The 15,962-nt window shown below is 64.5% G+C and carries 13 protein-coding genes and 1 pseudogene; 11 read left to right on the top strand and 3 right to left on the bottom strand.

The window, feature by feature from the left end; genetic code table 11:
- The first annotated feature begins 75 nt into the window (after positions 1 to 75).
- The 10 genes from folD (at position 76) to DFS21_RS20785 (ending at position 11,912) form a co-directional block, all read left to right on the top strand.
- Positions 76 to 930 carry a bifunctional methylenetetrahydrofolate dehydrogenase/methenyltetrahydrofolate cyclohydrolase FolD gene (gene folD, locus DFS21_RS20830; RefSeq protein ID WP_023629744.1) on the top strand — a complete coding sequence of 285 codons (855 nt, stop codon included), beginning with the start codon at positions 76 to 78 and terminating at the stop codon, positions 928 to 930.
- Between the two features lie 224 nt (positions 931 to 1,154).
- Positions 1,155 to 2,072, top strand: coding sequence for a citrulline utilization hydrolase CtlX (gene ctlX, locus DFS21_RS20825; protein WP_102683234.1), 918 nt, complete (start codon positions 1,155 to 1,157; stop codon positions 2,070 to 2,072).
- Between the two features lie 19 nt (positions 2,073 to 2,091).
- Positions 2,092 to 3,138, top strand: coding sequence for an ornithine cyclodeaminase (locus DFS21_RS20820; RefSeq protein ID WP_110700965.1), 1,047 nt, complete (start codon positions 2,092 to 2,094; stop codon positions 3,136 to 3,138).
- Positions 3,139 to 3,387: 249 nt separating this feature from the next.
- Complete coding sequence (locus tag DFS21_RS20815) at positions 3,388 to 4,170, top strand: ABC transporter substrate-binding protein (protein ID WP_110700966.1); 783 nt, start codon at positions 3,388 to 3,390, stop codon at positions 4,168 to 4,170.
- 97 nt (positions 4,171 to 4,267) lie between these two features.
- On the top strand, positions 4,268 to 4,975 hold the full coding sequence (locus DFS21_RS20810; protein ID WP_111533021.1) for an ABC transporter permease: 708 nt from the start codon (positions 4,268 to 4,270) through the stop codon (positions 4,973 to 4,975).
- A complete protein-coding gene (locus DFS21_RS20805; RefSeq protein WP_111533020.1) occupies positions 4,972 to 5,685 on the top strand; it encodes an ABC transporter permease in 714 nt (237 codons plus the stop codon). Before DFS21_RS20810 ends, DFS21_RS20805 begins: the two co-directional genes overlap by 4 nt.
- Positions 5,686 to 5,689: 4 nt before the next feature.
- Complete coding sequence (locus DFS21_RS20800; protein ID WP_250888364.1) at positions 5,690 to 6,508, top strand: ABC transporter ATP-binding protein; 819 nt, start codon at positions 5,690 to 5,692, stop codon at positions 6,506 to 6,508.
- Positions 6,509 to 6,521: 13 nt separating this feature from the next.
- The gene (locus tag DFS21_RS20795) at positions 6,522 to 7,013 is read left to right on the top strand and encodes an Lrp/AsnC family transcriptional regulator (protein WP_110700973.1); all 492 of its coding nucleotides are present in this window, start codon (positions 6,522 to 6,524) and stop codon (positions 7,011 to 7,013) included.
- Positions 7,014 to 7,093: 80 nt separating this feature from the next.
- Positions 7,094 to 8,383, top strand: a complete 1,290-nt coding sequence (locus DFS21_RS20790; RefSeq protein ID WP_111533019.1) for a dermonecrotic toxin domain-containing protein — start codon at positions 7,094 to 7,096, stop codon at positions 8,381 to 8,383.
- Positions 8,346 to 11,912 carry an NEL-type E3 ubiquitin ligase domain-containing protein gene (locus tag DFS21_RS20785; RefSeq protein WP_111533018.1) on the top strand — a complete coding sequence of 1,189 codons (3,567 nt, stop codon included), beginning with the start codon at positions 8,346 to 8,348 and terminating at the stop codon, positions 11,910 to 11,912. The genes DFS21_RS20790 and DFS21_RS20785 overlap by 38 nt, the downstream gene beginning before the upstream one ends.
- Before the next feature lie 13 nt (positions 11,913 to 11,925).
- On the opposite strand, the gene DFS21_RS20780 is transcribed toward DFS21_RS20785, so the two are convergent.
- The 3 genes and pseudogenes from DFS21_RS20780 to DFS21_RS27395 form a co-directional block, all read right to left on the bottom strand.
- Entirely contained in the window at positions 11,926 to 13,611 is a 1,686-nt protein-coding gene (locus DFS21_RS20780; RefSeq protein WP_110700977.1) for a bifunctional diguanylate cyclase/phosphodiesterase, read from the bottom strand.
- A 12-nt stretch (positions 13,612 to 13,623) separates the two neighbouring features.
- Positions 13,624 to 14,733 carry a methyl-accepting chemotaxis protein gene (locus DFS21_RS20775; RefSeq protein WP_371926904.1) on the bottom strand — a complete coding sequence of 370 codons (1,110 nt, stop codon included), beginning with the start codon at positions 14,731 to 14,733 and terminating at the stop codon, positions 13,624 to 13,626.
- Positions 14,734 to 14,907: 174 nt separating this feature from the next.
- A pseudogene (locus tag DFS21_RS27395) lies at positions 14,908 to 15,189 on the bottom strand (PAS domain-containing protein); the annotation flags it as partial.
- A 276-nt stretch (positions 15,190 to 15,465) separates the two neighbouring features.
- Between DFS21_RS27395 and DFS21_RS20770 the strand changes: the two are divergent.
- A complete protein-coding gene (locus tag DFS21_RS20770) occupies positions 15,466 to 15,780 on the top strand; it encodes a helix-turn-helix domain-containing protein (protein ID WP_102683225.1) in 315 nt (104 codons plus the stop codon).
- Positions 15,781 to 15,962: the final 182 nt, after the last annotated feature.

Here is a 15,962-nt window from a genome sequence, read left to right as displayed (position 1 = left end):
TTGCCCTTGGGCCATGTCGTGCGAGAATGTGCCCTTCTTATATATGTTCCCTTCTCGATGGTTAATCACGCGTCTATGACTGCACACCTTATCGATGGCAAGGCGATCGCCGCCAACCTGCGCCAGCAGATCGCCCAACGTGTCGCCGAGCGCCGCCAGCAGGGCCTGCGCACGCCAGGCCTGGCGGTGATCCTGGTCGGCAGCGACCCGGCCTCCCAAGTCTATGTCTCGCACAAGCGCAAGGACTGTGAAGAGGTCGGCTTCATTTCCCAGGCGTTCGACCTGCCCAGCGATACCACGCAGCAAGCCCTGGCCGATCTGATCGACCGGCTCAACGACGACCCGGCAGTCGACGGCATTCTCCTGCAACTGCCGCTGCCGGAGCATCTGGACGCCTCGCTGCTGCTCGAGCGCATCCGCCCGGACAAGGACGTGGACGGTTTCCACCCCTACAACATCGGCCGCCTGGCCCAGCGCATCCCGCTGCTGCGTCCGTGCACTCCGAAAGGCATCATGACCCTGCTGCATAGCACCGGCCAGGATCTGTACGGCATGAACGCGGTGATCGTCGGCGCATCCAACATCGTCGGCCGACCGATGGCCATGGAGCTGCTGCTGGCCGGCTGCACCGTCACCGTCTGCCACCGTTTCACCAAGGACCTGCCCGGCCATGTCGGCCGGGCCGACCTGGTGGTGGTTGCTGCCGGCAAGCCGGGGCTGGTCAAGGGTGAGTGGGTCAAGGAAGGCGCCATCGTCATCGACGTCGGCATCAACCGCCAGGAAGACGGCAAGCTGGTCGGCGACGTGGTCTACGAGACCGCCCTGCCCCGCGCCGGCTGGATCACCCCGGTGCCGGGCGGCGTGGGTCCGATGACCCGGGCATGCCTGCTGGAGAACACCCTGTATGCGGCTGAAGAGCTGCACAAGTAATACGGTGTTCCGGCAATAAAGAAAACGGCGCCCTTCGAGGCGCCGTTTTCAGTTGTACAGTTCATCCTTGTGGGAGCGGCGACCTTTTTCCGTGACGCCAGCCGATTCCGCTGGCAAACAAGCCATTTCAGCTGGACACGCTGCCCGCCCCGCCCGCTTCAGCCGGGATCTCACCGCAAACCATCACACAATGGTCACACAGCCCACCTGTGGATGCGTGCCCAATGCAAACAACAAATACCGTCCTCATGATTCGCCCGGCGCGGTTCGCCTTCAACCCCGACACCGCCGCCAACAACCGCTTCCAGCAAGCGCCGCTGGACCCTGAGACCGCCAGCGCAAAGGCCCTGGAAGAGTTCGACGGCTACGTCGACAGCCTGCGCCAGCACGGCGTCGACGTACTGGTAGTGCAAGACACCCCAGAGCCCCATACCCCTGACTCGATCTTCCCCAACAACTGCTGGAGCAGCCATGCCGACGGCAGTCTGGTGCTCTACCCGATGGAGGGCAAGAACCGCCGCCTGGAACGCAGCAAGGGCGTACTGGGCGTGCTGAGCGAGCGCTTCGCCATCCAGCGCACCGTCGACCTGAGCCCGCTGGAACAGCAGAATCTGTTCCTCGAAGGCACCGGCAGCATGGTCCTGGACCGCGAGCACCGCATCAGCTACGCCTGTCACTCCGGGCGCACCCACGAACGCGCCCTGCGCCAGTTCGCCGAGCACCTGGACTACCGCCTGTGCCTGTTCCACGCGGTGGACCGCCAGCAGGCGCCGATCTACCACAGCAACGTGATGATGAATGTCGGCCGCCAGCTCGCCGTGGCCTGCCTCGATGCCCTGCCCCACCCAGACGAACGCCGCGCACTGGAGCACTCGCTGCGCGACACCGACAAGCAGGTGCTGGCGCTGAACTTCGATCAGCTGGAGAACTTCGCCGGCAACATGCTCGAGGTCCACGACCGCGACGGCCGCTCGCTGCTGGTGATGTCGCGCAGCGCCTGGCGCTCACTCGATGCGCAGCAGCGCCGCCAGGTCGAACGCCACAGCCATCCGCTGGTGGTGAACATCGACCATATCGAACGCATAGGCGGCGGCAGCGCCCGCTGCATGCTCGCCGAAATCCACCTGCCCTCGCGCCACTGACCCGTCAAGGAGAACCATCATGACCCGCTACATCGACGTAAATGCCCTCGCCCGCCTGGTCAACCGCAAGGGCCTGCCCACCTGCCTGGCCGAGATGGCCGAGTACATCCGCCAGGACTACCTGCGCTGGCACGACTTCGAGAAATGCGCGCGCCTGGCCAACCACTCGCCGGACGGGGTGATCGAACTGATGCCTGTGTCCGACGCCAGCCTGTACGCCTTCAAGTACGTCAACGGCCACCCGAAGAACACCCACAACGGCCTGCTCACCGTGATGGCCTTCGGCGCCCTGGGCGATGTCGATACCGGCGCGCCGGTGCTGCTCAGCGAGATGACCCTGACCACCGCCATCCGTACCGCCGCCACCTCGGCCCTGGCCGCCCGCTACCTGGCGCGCTCGGACAGCAAGCGCATGGCGCTGATCGGCAACGGCTCGCAAAGCGAGTTCCAGGCCATCGCCTTCCACACCCTGCTGGGCATCGAGGAAATCCGCCTGTTCGACATTGACCGCAAGGCTTCGGAGAAACTGGCAGCCAACCTGGCCGGCTACCCGCAACTGAAGCTGACCATCGCCGGCAGCGTGGCCGAGGCGGTACGCGGCGCCGATATCGTCACCACGGTCACCGCCGACAAGGCCTACGCCACCATTCTCACCCCGGAGCTGATCGAGCCGGGCATGCACCTCAATGCCGTGGGCGGCGACTGCCCGGGCAAGACCGAATTGCACCGCGACATCGTCGAGCGTGCCCGAGTGATCGTGGAGTACGAACCGCAGAGCCGGATCGAGGGCGAGATCCAGCAGATGCCGGCCGACTCGCCGACCACCGAGTTCTGGCAGGTGGTCGAGGGCAGCGCCGCAGGCCGCGAGAACGCCGGGCAGGTCACGTTGTTCGACTCGGTCGGCTTCGCCCTGGAGGACTACTCGGCGCTGCGCTATGTGCTCGACGTGGCCCGCACCCTGGACATCGGGCATGACATTGCGCTGGTGCCTGAACTCGAGAACCCGAAGGACCTGTTTGCCTTGCTGCAGCCAAAAGGGCGTGAGCGCAAGGCCAGTGCTGCCTGACCGAACACGCGGGGCCGCTTGGCGGCCCCATTGACCGAAACGGCTGTCGCACATCCATAAATCTTTGTCGAAACAGCCGTTTCGGCTGCAAGTAGCCCACTAACAGCCGAATCCGGCCTCCCACGCGCTGGCAAACGACACAAAAAACCTGTCTATCTCGCGCATCCTGAGCGCGACCCATGAGTCACTGACGGACCTACGCGCATCAACCGCCCTACTACCAATAACAACACCCAGGGACCCAAGACCATGTTCTCCATGCGAAAACGCCTCGGCGTGCTGCTGTTCTCGTTGTGTGCCACCAGCGTTGCCCAGGCCAAGGAGTGGACCGAGATCCGCTTCGGCGTCTTCCCCGAATACCCACCTTTCGAATCCGTTGCCGCCGATGGCAGCCTGCAAGGCTTCGACATCGACCTGGGCAACGCCATCTGCGCCAAGCTGCAGGTCAAGTGCACCTGGGTGCACAACGAGTTCGACGGCATGATCCCGGCCCTGCGCGCCCGCAAGTTCGACGCCATCATGTCCTCCATGGCCGTCACTCCGGCACGCCTGAAGCAGATCGACTTCACCAGCCGCCTGTTCCTCAGCCCCACCTCGGTGATCGTGCGCAAGTCAGCCGACTTCGGCGACTCCACCGAATCGCTCAAGGGCAAGCAGGTCGGCGTGCTCCAGGGTTCGCTGCAGGAAGCCTACGCCCGCACCGTGCTGGCGCCTCAGGGCGCGCAGGTCAAGGCCTACCAGAGCCAGGACCAGAACTACGCCGACCTGATCAATGGCCGCCTCGACGCCACCGTCACCGACAAGCTCGAAGCCCAGCTCAACTTCCTCTCCAAGCCCGAAGGCGCCGACTTCAAGAGCGGCCCGGCGATAAAGGACCCGACCTTGCCGCTGGACATCGCCATGGGCCTGCGCAAGAGCGATCCCGAACTCAAGGCCCTGCTCGACAAGGGCATCGCCATGATCCATGCCGACGGCACCTACGCCGAGATCCAGAAGAAATACGTCGGCGACGTGGACATCTACAACGAGTGACCTACAGCGCCGATCGCGGGGCAAGCCCGCTCCCACGGGCTCACCTCTGCTTGGAAGCAGGCTTGCCCCGCGACGGCCTCCCCGCGAGATCCCTGCCATGAACGACTTCCTCTCCCACGGCCTGCAAGGCTTCGGCCCGCTGCTGGCCCAGGGCACCTGGATGACCCTCAAGCTGGCCCTGCTGTCACTGGCGCTCAGCCTCGCACTGGGCCTGATCGGCGCCAGCGCCAAGCTGTCGCGATCAAGGCTGCTGCGCCTCCCGGCCACCCTCTACACCACACTGATCCGCAGCGTTCCCGACCTCGTGCTGATCCTGCTGATCTTCTACAGCATGCAAATCTGGCTCAACGACCTGACCGAGATGCTGGGCTGGGACTATGTCGAAATCGACCCGTTCAGCGCCGGGGTAGTCACCTTGGGCTTCATCTACGGCGCCTACTTCACCGAGAACTTCCGCGGCGCCATCCTCAGCGTACCCGCCGGACAGCTGGAGGCCGCCACCGCCTATGGCCTGAGCAGGACGCAGCGGTTTCGGCTGGTGCTGTTTCCGCAGCTGATGCGCTTTGCCCTGCCGGGGCTGGGCAACAACTGGCTGGTGTTGCTCAAGTCCACCGCACTGGTGTCGATCATCGGCCTGGCCGACCTGGTCAAGGCCGCGCAGAACGCCGGCAAGACCACCAATGACATGCTGTTCTTCCTGTGCCTGGCGGGCTTGGTCTACCTGGTCATCACCACCTTGTCCAACCGCCTGCTCAAGCACCTCGAGCGGCGCTACAACACCGGCATCAAGGAGCTGGCGCGATGATCGAACTCCTTCAGGAATACGGCCTGGCCTATCTCTACAACGATGGCACCGGCCTCTCGGGCCTGGCCATGACTCTCTGGCTGTTCCTGGCCAGCATGGTGCTGGGCTTCGCCTTGTCGCTGCCACTGGCCTTGGCGCGCACCTCGCATCATGCCTGGCTGCGCCTGCCGGTGCAGCTGTACACCTTCGTGTTCCGCGGCACGCCGCTCTATATCCAGCTGCTGATCTGCTACACCGGGCTCTACAGCCTGCAGGTGGTGCGCGACCACGCCCTGCTCGACCAGTTTTTCCGCAACGCGCTCAACTGCACCTTGCTGGCGTTCGTGCTCAACACCTGCGCCTACACCGTGGAAATCTTCGCCGGGGCCATCCGCAATCTGCCCGCCGGCGAGCTGGAGGCGGCCCAGGCCTATGGCCTGCGCGGCTGGAAGCTCAACCTGTTCCTGGTGCTGCCCGCCGCCCTGCGCCGCTCGCTGCCGGCCTACAGCAACGAACTGATCCTGATGTTGCATGCCACCTCGCTGGCCTTCACCGCCACCGTCGCCGACATCCTCAAGGTGGCCCGCGACGCCAACGCCGCAACCTTCCTGACCTTCCAGGCCTTCGGCGTGGCCGCCTTGCTGTACATGCTGCTGTCCTTCGCCCTGGTCGGCCTGTTCCGCGTGGCCGAACGGCGCTGGATGCGCTTCCTTGACCCTGTACGAGGCTGAAAACATGACTGCTACCGCACTGCCACTTTCCACCTTCGCCCAGGCCCCGAAGGCACACGCCCATGCCGGCGCGATCAAGCTCAGCGTCGAGGGCCTGCACAAGCACTACGGCGAGCACCAGGTGCTCAAGGGCGTCTCGCTGCAGGCACGCAAGGGCGATGTGATCAGCCTGATCGGCGCCAGCGGCTCGGGCAAGAGCACCTTCCTGCGCTGCATCAACTTTCTCGAGCAGCCCAACGCCGGCAGCATCACCCTCGACGGCCAGACCCTGGAGATCCACCCCGGCACCCGCACCCCGCCACCGGCCCAACTGCAGAACCTGCGCACACGCCTGGCCATGGTGTTCCAGCACTTCAACCTGTGGAGCCACCTGACGGTGCTTGAAAACATCTGCCTGGCGCCGCGCAAGGTGCTGGGGATCAGCGCCAGCGAAGCCGAGGCACGGGCGCGCAAGTACCTGGACAAGGTCGGCCTGCCGGCCCGCGCCGCCGAGCAGTATCCGGCGTTTCTCTCCGGCGGCCAGCAACAGCGCGTGGCCATCGCCCGGGCGCTGGCCATGGAGCCGGAAATCATCCTGTTCGACGAGCCCACCTCGGCACTCGACCCGGAATTGGTCGGCGAAGTGCTCAAGGTGATACAGACGCTCGCCGAGGAAGGACGTACCATGCTCATGGTCACTCATGAAATGGGGTTTGCCCGCCAGGTATCGAGCCAGGTGCTGTTCCTGCACCAGGGCCTGGTCGAGGAAAGCGGCAGCGCCGAGATCCTCGACCGGCCACAGAGCGAGCGCCTGCGGCAGTTCCTCTCCAACCGCCTCAAGTGAAGTCAAGCCGTATATGGATAGCAAGGCCATCAGCTCCACCTCGGCACCGCTGGATCGCATCGACGAAGCGATCATCGACGTGCTGCGCCACCACGGAAGGATCACCTACGAAAAGCTCTCCACCCTCGTGCACCTGACCCCCAGGCCCTGCCTGGAGCGGGTGCGCAAGCTGGAGCGGCGCGGGGTGATCCGCGGTTACGGGGCCATCATCGACCTGCAGCAGGTTTCCCCCGGGTTGTCATTGCTGGTGCTGGTGGCCTTGTCCAACCAGAGCGGGCGCTCGGCGCAGCGGGCCTTCGAAGCCACCGTGCGCGCCTGCCCGCAGGTCTACGAGTGCCAGCTGATCAGCGGGCACTTCGACTACAGCCTGCGCATGCGCTGCCGCGACATGGAGCACTACCGGGTGCTGACCGAGACCTGGATGAACGACGACGAGCTGCATATCGACAAGCTGGTGGCGCATCCAGAGCTGGCGGCGGTGAAGAGCACGGCGCCGCAGCCATGAACAGCCGGTAGTACCCACCTACCACACCATCACCGGGCAACTGCCCAGACTTCTGGCTTTCCCTGCAGAGAGCCGACCGGATGACTTCGCCCCTTCCACCCCTCAGCGCGTTCATCGACGCCCGCCTGCCGACCTGGTTACGCCAGGCCGGACAGGGCCGCCGGGCAACGCTCGAATCACGCATTCGCGCCAGCCACAGCACCAGCCGTCAGGTGCGCGAGCATCTCGACATGATCGCCACGCCCCAGTCCTTTGCCGAGCAGAAGCTTGAACCCAGCCTGCGCGAATGGTACCCGAACCAGTCATTACCGACCTCTTCGCAAGGCTGGCTCTGGAACATCGACTCCCGGCGCGACATGAGCTGGCTGGAAGCGGCATTGCTGAACTTCGCCAAAGGCAGCCGGGTGCGCCTGGCAACCGCACGCCATGGCGACAACCTGTCGCTGGACAACCAACGTTTTGTCGACGGCGTGCGCGCGCTCGACATCGGCGGACAATATCAACGATTGCTACGCACCAGCGTCGATAACGCCCGCTTTCGCACCATGCTGGCCCTGCAGGACCGCAACGCCCTGGCCGCTGACCTGGTGATCGCCGATCTGCGGGGGCTGCTGGATCCGAGCCAGCTGGCGCTCGGCGAGGCGCTTGTCGGGAAACGCGACTTCACAACTTCCGCTTCAGGGCAACGATGCGCCCTGCAGTGCTGCTCGCTGCGCATTTTCGATACCGTCATCCACGGGCCGCTGCTCATGCGGCGCACACCTCGAGGGCGGGAGGAAAGCTGCTTTCTTTATCTGCCTGGCGATGACACTCCCTTGACGGGTTATCCAACGTTCCAGCATGCCGCCCAGGCCTTGACCCGCCGCTTGCGCAATGATCGCTTCCGCCGGCACTTCGCTCGCTACATCGCAGACTTTGATAAACCGCACTTCTTCAGACGGCTGCGCGAAACCCTGTTCCCGCGCTACCCCTACCTGGGGCTGCGAACCCCCATGCCGGAACTGACCAAAGGCGACAGGGTCAGCTGGCTCAGCCAATGGTTTCCACCTTTCGGCGCCATCTGGCAGGAAACCCTCGATCACAATGCGCGCCTGCCAATGGCGTTCGTGCCTTGGGACGGCGATTGTTTCGAGGCACGGGCACGCCTGGCGGTGCAACGCCTTCTCGCGGACGCTCGGACACAGGCGGTGCCGACCGCCCAGCGCGATGCCGAGCAATTGGCACAGCAACTTGAACACTGGTTGAGTATCGGCATGACCGTGCTCAACCTGGCGAGCCTGCCGCTGGAGGTCTTGCAACTGCCGATGCTCATGGTGGGGGGGAGCACAGCTGGTGGGTACATTCCTCGATGGTATTCATGCGGCCAATGAAGGGGATGCCGACGCGGCGATCCATCACCTGTTCGACGTCATCGGCAACCTCGCACAGTTCGCCGTGCTCGGCTTCGCTGCCCGCGGTCTTGCCGAGCCGCCAGGCGTGCTGCATGACTGGCTACCCGCGCACGGTGAATCGGGCACCCGCCTGTGGAGCGGCAATTTGATGCCCTTCTCCAGGGAAGCGCCCTGGCCCGTCGACACTCCCCTGCATGCCACCGGCCTGCCACGCTGGAATGACAAACACTGGCTGATCCTGGAGAACCGGGCATTCGAGCTCGAGCAAGGCACCGCTGATCGATGGCAGCTCCAGCCTGCCCGCGGCGTGCGCCATAAACCTGTACTGCGTGGCAGCAACGGCCAAGGCGCCTGGCTGCTGGGCCACGAACGCCCGGCAAGCTGGGATACATGGCAGCTTCTGCGCCGGCTTGGCCCCCCCACCCGAGGGTTGGACGATACCCTGGCGCTACGTGCCTTGCAGGCCAGCAGCTATGATGCGAATGCCCTGCGCAAGGTGATCGTGGAGCGCGAACCAGCTCCCGCCCTGCTGCTCGACAGCCTGCAGGCGCTCGGGGCAGATCCTGTCCCGCTCCCTGTACCTGGGGCGGGCGATGAAACCTTGGCACGCGACTTTCCTTCGCTCAGCCCTCGAGTACGGGCGCAAGTGCTGGACGAAGCTACGCGCGAAGATCTGCACATGCTGCGCGAGCACAGACGCGTACCATTGGCCATCGCGGAGTCGGCCCGACTCTATCAGCGCGAAGCAAGGATCAACCGCGTCCTGCAAGGCTTCTACCAGGGGCAGGCGGGCCATGCGGACCGTGATGAGGTCGCCTTTGCCGTGCTTTCGCACATGTCTGGCAGAGATACCTCACTGCGTATCGAGCTTCGCCAGGACACGCCCGAAGGCAAACTGTTGCTTGCCGTCGGAGCACCACACTTACCCGCGATCACACTGACCCGCGACGCCCTCGGCTACCGTTATTGGCAAACCGGCGCCATGCCGGCCGACCGGGTCGATCTGTTCCACGCCTTGTTCGAAGCCCTGCCTGAGCCGCAGCGCCGGGCGCTGGAACTGCCAGAGCAAACAGCGCAGGGCCTGCGCGATGCACTGTTCCTGCGCGCCCACACCCAGCGCGACCAGGTTGCAGCAGCCCTGCGCATGCCGCCGCTGCGCAAACTCTTCAGGCTGCCAGGGCGACTCGCAGATGGCCGGCTCGGTTATGCCTTGAGCGGTCGGGGGCAAGGCTGGCTGACAGAAGACGAACTGTTCGACCAGCTGTACCCTGAAGATCCATTGAACAATCGGGAGCAGTTGCGCCTGCGCCTGCGGGAAGAGGCAGGCAGCCGCCCAGGCGCTTTTGAACGCCTGCTCGAAGCCCAACGCGCCGACTTCAATACCCTCGATATTGGCTTGCAACGGTGGATCGACCTGACCGACCCGGACCCTGCCGATACTTTTCACGTGCGCCGCAACGCCCGCAGCTCTGCTGCTCTCAGCATTCGCCGCGCCTGGCGGCGACAGGGCACGCCCGATAGCGAATCCACCCTGAATCACGTTGTCCTGCAACTGGATGCGGAACATCTGGCTGAACTGCCCCGCATGGAAACACGCCTGCCCCATGTCCGCCACCTGGCGCTGAGCAATCTCCAGGATTTGTACAACGCCAATATCGATCCGTTCCTGCGTGCTTTCCCGAACCTGCGCTACCTCGACCTGACTCAATGTCGCCTTAATGAACTTCCCGAGGCCTTGGGCGAGCTGACTCAACTGCGCTCGCTGGACCTGAGCGGCAATCGTCTGGACATCGACAGCGAAGCGAGCCTTGGAGTGCTCACTCGACTACCCAGGCTGGAGCGCCTGCTACTGACTGGCGCGGTCGAGAACATCAGTGCTGAGAGCTTGCAGCGCCTGTCGTCGCTGCAACACCTATGGCTGCTGGTAGCGGACGAAAACTACCTGGCCTGGGAGGCCGAGCACTTCCAGGCCCTGCAGCAATGGCCTGCACTGACCCACCTGAGCCTGTCACTGAACGACATCACGCTCACCGAACAAAGCCGTGCCGCGCTCAACGGACTGAACCGGCTGCAAACAATGTACCTCAGTGACAACCCACTGGACATGGCACCTGACCTGACGGGGTGGCAGCGCCTGCAACGCCTGGACCTGGAGGATAGCGCCCTGTCGCAATGGCCCATCGGCATCGAGCAACTGTTGAACCAGCGCCCCCTGCAGCTTCGCGAACTGGACCTGAGCAGCAACCTGCTGGAGGATGCTCCACATCTGCGTGATAGCGCATTCGCCCAAGCCCTGCGGGCCGGCGAGGACATTTCATACAACTTGAACGGCAATCCGTTTTCCGAGCGGGCACTGCTGCGCCTGGTGGATGCCGGGCTCACCCCCGTGACAGGGTCATCGGAAGCACAACTGTGGCGCAGCGACTGGCCCGAGGATCTGCAACTGCATGTGACCAACACCGCGCAGGCCCCGCAATGGCGTCCTTTGTATGCACTTTTCGAACGACTCCCTCAGACCCCCGACTTCCAGCGCAGCCCCACGACCATGAGCCGCCGCATGCAGGACATACTGATCACCCTCGCCGACCTGGAGCCCGCCACTCACGATGTTCCGGGCTGGGGACGCGCCGAATTGCAGCAGCAGATCAATGACTTGCTCAGGGACGCAGGTCAGGAATGTGTCGACCAGGCCGAACTGCTGTTCCAGCAGGTCGAGACTCAGGTCAACGTCTGGCGTACCGTAGCACGGGCGCCGGCCAATGCCAGCGATACCCAGGTCGCGATCGACACCGCTACCGCACTGCTGCGCCAACAACGCCTGGACGAACGTATTGGCGCATTGTTCAATGCCCGGGCCACCAGGCGCCGCGTGCTGGCCCAGGCGCCGGACCAGGCCGCCCCGGCGCTTGACCCGGACGACGACCTCCCCGACGAACAACTGACGGACCCCAATTACCCGCTCGATGAGGTAGAGATGGCGCTGCACGCCCGCATGCAGTTGCAAACGCGCCTGAACCTGCCATCGCAACCCCAGGTGATCCGCTTCGACTATCTGGCACGATTGTCCGGGCCCACGCTGCAGCGGCTGGCAGCCGATGTCGAGCAGTACAGCAACCTCGCTCGACTGGCCGAGTGGGCTACCGACCAAGCGTTCTGGCAGGGGTGGATGAGGCGCTTGCATCCGGCGCGCTTCACCGCTCTGGTGAACGAATGGGCAGGCGCTTCCGAGTACTTCGACACCCTGAGCGAAGCCGGGCCGGTCGATACCGTCTACACCGGGCCAACGGTGCCACAGGCCTTCATCGATGTACTGGTACGTGACTACCCGGCGATCCAGTGGCAACGCGACGGCTGGTTGCTACGTGTCGATCTGGTATCTGGACGCTATGTCGATGAAGGCACGCTCTATCTGGGCATATCCTCTGTCTTATTGAGCACGCGACAACAGGCAGAGACCTCACTCATGGGCAGCCTGACACGAGAAACGCTGGGGCTGCGCCCAGCTTGAGCGCTATACGCATTCAGCACTGCCAGTCCACCGGCTGTTGATAGCCCGCGACCCAGCCGACGACCTCGGCAGCCGGCATCGGCCTGGCAATGCCATACCCCTGGGCCAGCTCGCAGCCCAACGCCATGAGCGCCTTGCCGTGCTCGATGCTTTCCACTCCCTCGGCCACCACCTCACGCCCGAACGCCCGCGCGAGCCCGATCACCGCACCGGCCAGGGCCAGGTCGTCATGGTCATGCAGGATGTCGCGCACGAAGGACTTGTCGATCTTGATGGTCTGCGCCGGTAAGCGCTTGAGATAGCTCAGCGAGGAGTAGCCAGTGCCGAAGTCATCCAGGGAGAAACGCACGCCCAGTGCTCGGCAGGCATCCAGGCAGCGGCCGACTCGCGGCAGGTTGTCGATTGCCACCGACTCGACGATCTCCAGGTCCAGGCGCCCTGGCGACACCCCGGGATTTCGCGCCAGCAACCGCTCCAGGCGTTGGGCGAAGTCGCCGCGCTGCAACTGGCGGGCGGCGATGTTGACGCTCAGTGACCAATCGCGCCCGGACAGCTGCCACTGCTGCAGTTGGGTCAAGGCCTGGTCGATGACCCATTCGCCCAGCTCGACGATCAGGTCGGTCTGCTCCACGAAGGGCAGGAACTCCCCCGGCGGCACCGGCCCCTTGGAGGGGTGCATCCAGCGCAGCAACGCCTCGAAACCGATCACCTGACCGCTGCGCATGTTCACCTTCGGCTGGTAGTACAGGCACAGCTCGCCCTGGCGCAGGGCCTGGCGCACCCGTGCCACCGTCTGGTGGGTGGCCTTGAGCTCGAGCTCCTGGGACACGTCGAACAGGTGGTAGCGGTTGCGCCCGCGCTGCTTGGCCACGTACATCGCCTGGTCGGCGTGGCGCACCAGGGTGTCGGCATCCTCGTCGTCCTGCGGGAACAGGGTGACGCCGATGCTCGCGCTCAGGCTCAACGGGTGCTCGCGTACCGTGTAAGGCGCGGCCAGCGCCTGGAGGATGCGCCGTAACGCGGCGTCGAGCTGCTGCGGGCCTTCGATATGCCGCAGGATCAACACGAACTCGTCCCCCGACAGCCGCGCCACCGCATCACCGCCACGCAGGATGTCCTGCAGGCGCTGGGCGACCTCCACCAGCAGCAGATCGCCAGTGGCATGGCCGTAGCCATCGTTGACCGCCTTGAAGCCATCGAGGTCGAGCATGCAGACAGCCAGGGGAATGCTTTCGCGTCGGGAGAACGCCAGGGCCTGGTTGAGCAGGTCGGACAGATAGGCTCGGTTGGGCAGGCCGGTCAGCACGTCGTGCCCCACACGCCACTGCAGGGTGTGCAGCAACTGGCGCTTCTCGGTGACGTCGAAGCGGATCGACACATACTTGCGCACCTTGCCGGTGTGCGGGTCGATCAGCGGCACCATGGTGCTGTCTACCCAGTACAGCGAGCCGTCCTTGGCCCGGTTGCAGATCTCGCCCTTCCATACCCGGCCAGCGGCCAGGGCGCGCCACATCTCGAGGAAGAAGGTCGGCTCGTGCAGCCCGGAATTGAGGATGCGGTGGTTGGCCCCCAGCAGTTCCTCGCGGCTGTAGCCGGAGATGCTGCAGAACTGCTGGTTGACGTAGGTGATGCAACCACGCAGGTCGGTTTCGGAAAAGATCGCGGCCGCATCGACGGCCGCGCGGTAATTGTCGTCCATAAGCATCGCAACCTAGCGGTTGAAGCGCTCCACCAAGGCACGCAACCCAGCGCACACCTGCTCGAGCTCCGCGCCACGCACGGCAGCGGCATTGGCGCGGCGCGCGCTCTGCTGGACCGTGCCAGCCACCCCGTTGATCTGCCGCGAGACATCCTCGGCGACACTGGATTGCTCGTGCGAGGCTGCGGCCATCTGCTGGCTCATATCGCTGATGCGCTGCACGGCGTGGCGGATGCCTTGCAAAGCTTCCTGGGTCAGGGCGACCTGGGTCACACCCTGTTGCGCACCCTCGATACCCTCGCTGGCGATGCTCACCGCCTGCTCGGCGCCACCGCGCAAACTGTCGATGATCGACTGGATATGCAGCGTGGATTGGCGGGTCTTGTCGGCCAGGGCACGTACTTCATCGGCGACCACCGCAAAGCCGCGGCCCTGCTCGCCGGCACGGGCGGCTTCGATGGCGGCGTTGAGCGCCAGCAGGTTGGTCTGCTCGGCGATAGCACGGATCATCCCGGCCGCCTCGGCGATGGCACCGGTCTGACCGGCGAGGTCGTTGACCGCCTGGTTGATCTGCCCGACCGTGCCAGCCAGGCTCTGGATCGCCGCCCCCGTGGCGTCGGCCACCTGGCTGCCCTGCCCGGCCAGCAGGTGCGCGGTCTGCGCCTGCTCGGCGGTGAGTTGCACGTGGCCCGCGACTTCGCCGATCGAGGCGGCCATCTGAGTCATGGCGGTGGCGGTCAGGTCGGTCTCGGCGCGCTGCTCGAGTAACGCCGATTCGGTGCTGCGCGATAGCCGCCCGGCATCCTGGGCGGCGCCGGCCATCTGCGCGGCGAGGTCGCTCAGGCGAGTCAGCGCGGTCTTCAGGCGCGCCTCCTCGCTGATCAGGATCAGCTCCAGCTGCCCGGCAGCACCCGGCAGATCACTGTAGGTCAAGGCCGCGACCGGGTCGCTGAAGGTGCTGTCCGCCACCTGGACGATACGCCGCAAGTGGCGCCTCATGCGGCTTTGCGCCCACAGGCCGACGCCAGCGAACAGCGCCAGGGTCAAGCCTTGGGCAGGCAGGTCGGGCAGCAGCTGGTTGCCGGCGATGGCCGCGGCTCCCGCCAGCAGTGGCAGCGCCATGGCCCGGCCCAGCAAGGCCAGGCGCCGGGCCGGCGACAGCGCCGCCTTGCTCTCGCGCAACCGGGCATACACAGCTTCGGCACGGGCCACCTGCTCACGGGTCGGGCGCACGCGCACCGACTCGTAGCCGATCACCTGGCCATTCTCGAGCATCGGTGTGACGTAGGCGTTGACCCAATAGAAGTTGCCGTTACGGCAGCGGTTCTTGACGATACCCATCCAGCTGCGGCCGGTCTTGAGGTACTGCCACATCAGCTCGAACACCGCCTCGGGCATGTCTGGATGGCGTACCAGGTTGTGCGGGCTGCCGATCAGCTCGTCCTGGCTGAAGCCGCTGATGGCCGCGAACTCGGCGTTGCAGTAGGTGATCAGGCTGGCCGTATCGGTGGCCGAAATGAGCCGCTGGTGCTCGGGAAAGCTTTGCTCGACCGGATTGACCGGCAGGTTCTGACGCACGATGAGACTCCATTCATACACGGCCCGACACGCGGCCTGACAGGAGGCCAGGTGTGCCGGAACCGTTCATCCTGGATCAGTTCCAATGTCCGCCAACGCTTGCACACGGGCCGGTGGATGACCGGATCGCCCTGGACGACTACTTGAATGACTGATCAATCAAAGCAACGAATTCTACGAATTCCATCACATTTTGCAAATAAAGGTGATGGATCATGGCGTTGCGCTATATCGACATATATCGTTAAGTGCTTGATTCTAAATGGGAATTAAGCGATGACGAGAACAGGTCTAGGTCCTGCCCTGCGCCGCTACCGCAAACTGGCAGGCTTCACTCAGGCACAACTGGGCGAGCGAACCGGCTTTGACCCCAAGACCATCAGCCGCTTCGAAACCGGCACCTACACCCCCAGCATCGAGTCGTTGGTGAGCTTTGCCGAGGCGCTGGGGGTCAAGCCAAAAGCGTTTTTCACCGACCCCGATGACGTCGAAGAACAACGCGCCTACCTCTTCGGCGTCATCCACAACGCCCCCCCCAAGGACCTCGGCAAGCTGATCGCCGCCGTCGATCAGGTGCTCGCCAAACTGTGAAATCCCCCGCGCACCACGCTAGAGCAGACTGCCCGTCAGTGCACCACAACTGGTCAGACCGGTAAGGCCAAAAACCCTTGCATTGTCGGAAAAATCGGCGTTTTATAGCCCTCGCAGTGAACAAACCGGTAAGACCACAATAATTAAGTCCTGCACTCTTTCGCTCCGTGTGGCTTGGGGGG

It is taken from the genome of Pseudomonas sp. 2848, from assembly GCF_003253945.1.
GTDB lineage: Bacteria > Pseudomonadota > Gammaproteobacteria > Pseudomonadales > Pseudomonadaceae > Aquipseudomonas.
The sequence above is the reverse complement of the archived record's forward strand: the minus strand, read 5'-3'. Positions and strand labels throughout refer to the sequence as shown.